Origin of the sequence: Kitasatospora sp. NPDC056181 (assembly GCF_042266225.1) — a bacterium.
GTDB lineage: Bacteria > Actinomycetota > Actinomycetes > Streptomycetales > Streptomycetaceae > Kitasatospora.
In genome coordinates, this window is the sequence record NZ_JBHJUK010000259.1 from 1 (window position 1) to 6,995 (window position 6,995).

Sequence of the window (6,995 nt, forward strand, 5' to 3'; positions counted from 1 at the left end):
CCCGCAGCCCGTCCGGCTTTGCGGCCGACTCTCCCCCTGCGGGGGTGGGGTGGTCGACTCCACCCGCCCCGGCGTTACCGGGGAGCAGCTGGGCGAGTAAGCCGCGGGCCTCCTCGCCGAGCTGCCCCGGCGCCGTATCGGCTACGAGCGGGCCACCCAGGTCTTGGCCCGCCTGGTCTCGGAAGGGCAGCCGTTGGGCGTCACCCTTGGCACGATCGTGGACTGGGCGAACGGTGAGGCCAGCCCGCAGGACCTCGACCAGGCGGCCGAATTCTTCGGACGGCGCGACTCGGGGGAGCGCCTGATCGAGGCCGCCGACGCCCTCGTGGCCAGCCCGATGCAGGCCAAGGAGTCCATCGAGGCCAAGGCCAAGCGGGCACTGCTGCGAGCCATCACGGCGGTGGAGGACCTGCTGGCCCGCGCCCGGAACGTGGCGGCCTCGCAGGCCACCACCAGGGCCGACGTCGCCACCTCCCTGAGCCCGCTGCTTGCCGCCGTCACCAGTGCACCGCCGCTGCCCGGTGTCGACGGCGCGATGCTCGACCTGCTCGGCCAGTGGCTGCGTGGCGAGGGTCCGCACACCGCTCCGCTGGTCGTCGCCGACGACTCCGAAGGACTCCCCGGCGACCTGCGCGAGCACGAGCCCAGCACCAGGCCCCTGCTCGCTCTGACCGCCCTGCCCCGTAACGCCGACGGAAGCCCCGCCCCCGGGGCCGAGGGCTTCACCGCGGCCCTGGCGCCGTTGCTCGACGGCATCGACCCCGACGCCGCCGTGCGCGAGCATTGCGAGCACGGAGACGTCCACCTCGCCGAGGCCCTGGCCGCCTCCCTCGCCCAAGGCGCCGTCCCGGCCGCTGGCGGTGCCGACGGCCGGCCCGCCGACCAGGCCAGGACGATCGAGGCGGCCCGCGCGGAATGGACCGCGCGGCTGCGTACCGAACACACCGTCGCTTCGGGCCTGCTCGCCGAGCTGCGGACCCAGCAGACACTGGACCCGGCCACCGCCCGGGAGTTCAGCGGCGAGCTGATCCGCCTCGAGCAGCCCCAGCCCGCCGGCGCCTACCGCGCCGCCGTCGAGCAGGTCCTCGCGCTCGCCGAGCAGCTGCGCGACGCGGTGCGCGAGTACGTCGTCAAGCTCCGCGCCGACATCGCCGAGCTGGACCTCACCCAGCGCGACCGCGCCCGGTTCGAGGAACTCCTGGCGAACCAGGACACCGTCACCGCCGAGGAGTTCGTCTACCTGGCCAAGCGCGGCGAACCGCTGCCCGACTGGAACAGCTCCGACTGGGGCATCGAGCTGACGCAGTTCATGGCCGGCCTGGACGCGCGGACGGAGGCCGCGCGGCTCCAGCAGGGCTTCAGCGCCCTGCCGTGGGCCGAGAACTACGCCGACGGGGAACTCACCGACGGCGTGCGCCCCGCCCTGGAGGCCTGGGAGGCGCTGTGCGACTCCACGCTGCGCGGCTCCGAGTGGCAGCGCCACCTTCAGCCCGTGCTGCGCATGCTGGGTCTGGAACCCGAGCAGGGCTCCCTCGCTCCCGTCGACGACGGCCGCCGCCGCTTCGGCCAGGTACGGGGAACCGTGCGCGCGCGCGTCAGCGAGTCCCGCCCCGGGTACGTCGCCCCGCTCGGTTCCGCGGCCAACGGTAGGTACAGCGTGGTCATCGTGTCCGAGGAACAGGTCGGGCGCAGCGTGCTGGACCTGCTGGACGAGTACGACAACGGCGCCACGCTGATCCTCTACCTCTACCCGATGGGCCTGGCCGGCCGACGTGAGCTGGTGGCCCGTGCCCGGGCCGGGATGCGCCAGGCACTGGTCGTCGACCCGGCCGTGCTCGGCTGGATCGCCGCCCGCTTCCCGCGTTCCTACCGCGCCACCCAGCGCGTCACCCTGCCGTGGACCGCTTTCAACCCCTACACCCCGTTCGTGGCCGGGCTGGTCCCGCCGGAGGTGTTCTACGGGCGCCGCGAGGAGATGACGGAGGTAGTCGACCCCCTCGGAGGGCTGTTCCTCTACGGCGGCCGACAGCTGGGCAAGTCCGCCCTCCTGCGGCGGGTCGAGGCCTCCTTCCCCACCGCGCCGAACCGGCACGCCGTCTACATCGACCTGAAGGCCCGAGGGATCGGCGAGGCCGAGCCGGCCGAGCGGATCTGGTACGAGCTCACCCGGGAACTGCAGCGGATCGGAGTCCTGGACGCCAAGAGCTCGGCCGACGCCAAACCGGATGTGGCCGCTCGTCAGATCGAGAAGTGGATCACGGCCAACCCCGAGCGCCGACTCCTCGTGCTCGCCGACGAGGCCGACGCCTTCCTCACCGCCGACTCCCGCTCCGCCCGCGGCCGCGGAGGCGAGAGCATCTTCCCCAACGTCCAGCGACTCAAGGGGCTGATGGAGCTCAGCCAGCGCCGCTTCAAGGTCGTCTTCGCCGGCCTCCACCAGGTCCAGCGCTTCAGCCACCTGTCCAACGTCACCACCCTGCACGGCGGCCCCGACGTCCTCGTCGGCCCGCTGCGGTCCTCCGAGGCGCAGCGCCTAGTGGCCGAGCCGATGGCCGCGCTCGGTTTCGTCTTCGAGCACCCCGCCCTGGTGTGGCGGGTGCTGGCGGCGACGAACTACCAGGCGTCCCTGGTGCAGATCTTCTGCGACCAGCTCGTCTCGGCCCTGCGGGCCAAGCCCGCCGCCGAGGCCCAGTGGCCCATCACCGTGACCGCCGCCGACGTGCGCGCCGTCAGCGCCTCGCCCAAGGTGCACCAGTACATCGCGGAGCGGCTGCGCATCACCATCAACCTGGAGGACCGGTACCGGGTGCTCGCCCTGGTGATGGCCCTGCGCAGCCTCGAGGACGGGCACCGGCTCGGTTACCAGCCCGAGGAGCTGCTCCAGGAAGCACGCCGGCACTGGCCGGACGGCTTCCGCGGCCTCACCGTGACCGCGGTGCGCATCTACCTGGAGGAGTTGGTGGGCCTGGGCGTGCTGGTCCAGCAGCCGGGCCACAACCCCACCTTCGCGGTGCGCAGTCCCAACGTCGTCAACATGCTCGGCACCCGGGACTCGCTGGAGCTCGAGCTGCGCGAGACCGAGTTCAGCCTCCCCTACGAGTACAACCCGCGGTTCTCCCGGCGCCTGCTCGGCCAGGGCCCCGGGGGCGTCCAGATGCTCAGCCCGCTCACCGAGGAGCAGCTGCACACCGTCACCGGCCAGGGAGTCAGCGCGGTGTGCGCGACGGACGCGTTCGGCCCCAACCGCGTCATCAAGGCGGTCGAGGTCTACGCCGGCGCCCGCGGCATCACGGTCAGCCGAAGCGGCCCCGATCTGTCCGCGCACCTCGCCGAGCAGGCCCAGGTACGGACCCCGCAGCTGGCTCTGGTCGACATGCGCAATCGTGGCCAGGCCGAACTGAACGACGCCCTCGCCCGGCTCCAGGAGCACACCGCCGCGACCCGGTCGCGCAAGAAGTCACCTCCGGCCGTCAGGTCGGCCGTGATACTGGTCGACCCGATGGGTGTCTACGCCCGCACGGACCTCATCGGCGACGCGATCCGGCCCGAGCGGTGGACCGCGGACAGCCTGCGCGCCTGGCCGGAGTGCCCCTTCGACACCCCCGAGCGCCGCCGCCAGCTGGTGGAGGCCACCGGCGGCTGGCCCGAGCTGGTCGAACTGACCATCCACCAGGTCTCCCGTACCAACACCCCCCTGGAGGCCGCGCTCACGCGCATCCGCGCCCATACCGCCACCTCCGACTTCGCCCACCAACACCTCCAGCGGGTCGGGCTGGACACCGAGCTCGCCGCGCTGCTCACCCACTGGACCGAACTCCTGGACGCACCCGAGGAAGACACGCCCGCGCGGATCGCGGACATCATCGGCGTACCGGAGAACCGGATCCTGGACGTGGTCCGCAGGCTGACGGACCTCGGCGTCCTCGACCAGGGGGAGAACGGAATCGCGCTGGACCCGGTGACCTTCCGAGCCCTCGCGGCCCGCCCGTGACGACCGCCGCGACGCCCCACGCCGCCGAGCACCACGACCTCGCCGCCCTGCCGGGGGCCAGGCTCTGGCTGCGCCACGTCGCCGACGACCTGGACGCCGGCAGCAGTTGCCTGCTGCTGTTCCCCGCGACGATGCCCCACCCGGAACCCCTCCTCGGGGACCTGCTCGCCGGCCAGGCGCACTGGCGTACGGTGCCGCCGCCGCACCCCATCGACCAGGACAGGGCCCAGCCCGCCCACGAGTCGTTAGCGGCCGCCGGTCCTGAACCCCTGTGGTCCGGCCAGCTCCCGGTCCTGGATACCGAGGACGGCTTCGTCGCCGGGATCATGGCCGCGGCATTCGGTGACGAGAGCTCCGCACCCGAGCCCTTCATCCCGCGTGCCCGGACGTCTCCCGACCGCTCCCGGGGCATCGAAGCCCGACTGGAAAGCCTCCTCGACACGCACCCCTCGGCCACCGCGCGAGACGTGTACCAGCGGCTCACCACCAGCCCGCACACGGACGGCTGCGTCTACGTCGTCGACGCCACGCGCGAGGACGACCCCGAAGCGATAGCCCACCTCCTGCTGCGTCTGCCCGCCGCGGCGAAGGAAGCGGGCCTGCCGCCCCACCAGCGCCCCAAACTCCTCGTCACCGCCACCCCTGACCATCTGCCCACGTCCTACCCCGACCGGCTCGCGAGCGAGGACATTGCGGTCCACTGGTGGTGGGGCGCACTGAGCCGGGTCGACACCTCGGCGATCGCTACCGTGAACCGGCCCCGCCGCTCCCGTTCGGCCCTCACCAGCCGCCAACGGATCGAGGAAGCCGTCACCCTCGCCACCGTGGTCGAGGTGTGCGGCCCCTTCCTCGGCCACGCGTCCCACCTCGCCGCCCACTGGGACGGCAGCCCCGACACCTTGAGCGAGGCCCTCGCCGCCGCCTGCGCGGCCCATCCCTCACCCGCCGTGCTGGCGCCCGCGATCCCGCGTACGGGCGGTCTGTCCGGTCGGCCCCCGTCGTCCCTGCGTGGACCATGGAACGCGGGCACCGTGGACTCCTGGGACGGACACCTGCGGCCTCACCCCGCGGCCATGCTCGCCTCCGGCACGGAGCTTTCGCTGGACACGCTGGTCTGGCTCGCCCAGAGCCGCACGCTGCTCCCGCTCATCGACGACGCCCGGCAGGTCCTGGTGACCGCCGTCCTGCCCGCCGCCCTCCTGACCGCCGAGCAGATGGCCGCCAGCTACGGCCCGGAGCGCCGGTCCCAACCCGCCGGCGCCGCCACCGATGTCGCCGAGCTGCTGCGCGGGATGGAACTCAACATGCTGGCCCGTGCCAAGCGGGCCGGACACGTCCGGCTCACCCTCCCCCAGAGTGCCCGGCTCGCCGTCCTGCTCGAGGCCCGCAACTGCCTCTCCCATCGAGAACCGCTCGGTACCGGGCCCCTGGCGAAGCTGTACGAACACCTCAGCTCGTAAACCGGCGGCATGTGCCCCGTTGAGACCACGCGCGCACAGGCGTGCCGGTCTCCACGGGCGGAGTGCCGTGCGGAACCGCGTGACCGGCGTGGTAGAGGAAGGCAGCGTGGCGCCACGGTCGGTGCCGGAGCCGACCCCGGCACCGGCGGGGAGGAGCGTTGAGCGTCATTTGGTGCGAGAGGTAGGCCTCGCGCGGATGCGGTGGGCGTGGCGGCAGGGCGCGGGCTGGACAACGGCCACGCGCTGCCGGGCCACGTGGTCGAGGAATGCGATGAACGCCTCGGCCAGCGCCGTCTGTTCAGGGAGGGGGCGGACGACTACGGGCGGCGCCGGCCGCCGGCGCTTGAGCCGCTTGCTGTAGAGCCAGTTGTGCATGGATTCGGCACGTCGAAGTGCGACCGTCAGCTTCTTCTCCGGCCAGAAGCTGTGGCGCTCCAGGGTTCCAAGCTTGGCCGCGGTCCTGCCGACGGGGGCTCTGACGGAGGTGCTCGTCTTGCCGCCGGTCGGCTTCGGAGTACGGCTCGCGCGGGCGGCGGCCGTCCGGCCGGAGGGCTTCTTCGTTCCCTTGGCCGGTTCCGTTTCGCGGGCGCTGTCGAGGCTGCGGCGCAGGGCGTCCATCAGGTCGACGCGGTTGGTGGCCTCGGGCGCCGGGCCGGCGGAGACGGCGATCTCGCGTCCGGCGAGCTTGTCCTCGACGAGTTTCCGCACCTGTTCCTCGTAGGTGTCGTGCCACTCCTCGGGCTTCCACTCGATCGCGAGCATGCTGATCAGCTGCTCGGCCTTTTCACCTCCTGCTCGGACAGTTTGGCCCTTCCGGTAGGTCACCGACCTCAAGACGGGCATCGCGGATCTCGTCGGCGAAGTGCACGGTGTGCAGCTCCAGCCCCTGGTCCCGGACCCGGATCGCGACCAGGCTGTCGCGGGTGCGCAGCGCGGTGCGGGCGATGGCGACCTGCCCGGATTCCAGCGGAGCCTGGCGCAGCAGCGCGTAGGGACGGCTGGCCCCCGGCCCCGCGGCCGTCAGGTAGTACGACCTGTTGTAGTGGATCGGGTCGACCCGCTCGGCCGGCATGAAGCCACCCTGACCCATACCGGCATGAAGCCACCCTGACCCATAGGGGACAAGAAGAGGTGGAACGTGGAGCCCCTGGCCAGCCAGGGGCTCCACGTCGTCGGCGAGGGCACCTCGGGCGCCCCCTCAACGACCGACCAGCGCCCCGTGTCACGAGGAGCCGGTGCCGGGCCTTGCTCAACCCAGGCGCACGGTGGCGAAGCTCGTCCATTCGTACATCCGCCGATCGCGTCCGAGAACGATGAGCTCGGCCCTGGTAATGCGGGCGGTGGTCGGGGAGGAGGTCACGCTCGCCAAGGCGTCGGCGGCCGGCTGGGCCGGGCCGGCCGCGCTGGAGCAGGCCACGGAGACGTGCGGGCGGAATCCGTCGTGACGGAGTTCTCCCATGCCGCGAAGCGCCGGAAGTGACCGGGGAGCCGCGGGAGCGCGCGGGGCGCAGGCGTCATCAACCGCTGGTCGCGGCCCGAGTGCT

General features: G+C 72.5%; 5 protein-coding genes. 2 read left to right on the forward strand and 3 right to left on the reverse strand.

Annotated features, from left to right (window positions below; genetic code table 11):
- Window positions 1-193 precede the first annotated feature (193 nt).
- Together ACFC1F_RS42175 and ACFC1F_RS42180 are read left to right on the forward strand one after the other, a co-directional pair.
- Window positions 194-3,991 (forward strand): hypothetical protein, encoded by a 3,798-nt coding sequence (locus ACFC1F_RS42175; protein ID WP_376166984.1) that lies wholly within the window; start codon window positions 194-196, stop codon window positions 3,989-3,991.
- A complete protein-coding gene (locus tag ACFC1F_RS42180) occupies window positions 3,988-5,451 on the forward strand; it encodes a hypothetical protein (RefSeq protein ID WP_376166986.1) in 1,464 nt (487 codons plus the stop codon). The genes ACFC1F_RS42175 and ACFC1F_RS42180 overlap by 4 nt, the downstream gene beginning before the upstream one ends.
- A 165-nt stretch (window positions 5,452-5,616) precedes the next feature.
- On the opposite strand, the gene ACFC1F_RS42185 is transcribed toward ACFC1F_RS42180, so the two are convergent.
- The 3 genes from ACFC1F_RS42185 to ACFC1F_RS42195 form a co-directional block, all read right to left on the reverse strand.
- Window positions 5,617-6,213, reverse strand: a complete 597-nt coding sequence (locus ACFC1F_RS42185) for a hypothetical protein (protein ID WP_376166988.1) — start codon at window positions 6,211-6,213, stop codon at window positions 5,617-5,619.
- Between the two features lie 22 nt (window positions 6,214-6,235).
- Window positions 6,236-6,541, reverse strand: coding sequence for a Ku protein (locus ACFC1F_RS42190; protein ID WP_376166990.1), 306 nt, complete (start codon window positions 6,539-6,541; stop codon window positions 6,236-6,238).
- A gap of 159 nt (window positions 6,542-6,700) precedes the next feature.
- Window positions 6,701-6,910 carry a hypothetical protein gene (locus ACFC1F_RS42195; RefSeq protein ID WP_376166992.1) on the reverse strand — a complete coding sequence of 70 codons (210 nt, stop codon included), beginning with the start codon at window positions 6,908-6,910 and terminating at the stop codon, window positions 6,701-6,703.
- Window positions 6,911-6,995: the final 85 nt, after the last annotated feature.

Excerpts from the sequence above, each read along its gene's own strand:
- ACFC1F_RS42185 (WP_376166988.1), bottom strand. The coding sequence starts at position 6,213 with ATGCTCGCGATCGAGTGGAAGCCCGAGGAGTGGCACGACACCTACGAG.
- ACFC1F_RS42195 (WP_376166992.1), bottom strand. The coding sequence starts at position 6,910 with ATGGGAGAACTCCGTCACGACGGATTCCGCCCGCACGTCTCCGTGGCC.
- ACFC1F_RS42190 (WP_376166990.1), bottom strand. The coding sequence starts at position 6,541 with ATGGGTCAGGGTGGCTTCATGCCGGCCGAGCGGGTCGACCCGATCCAC.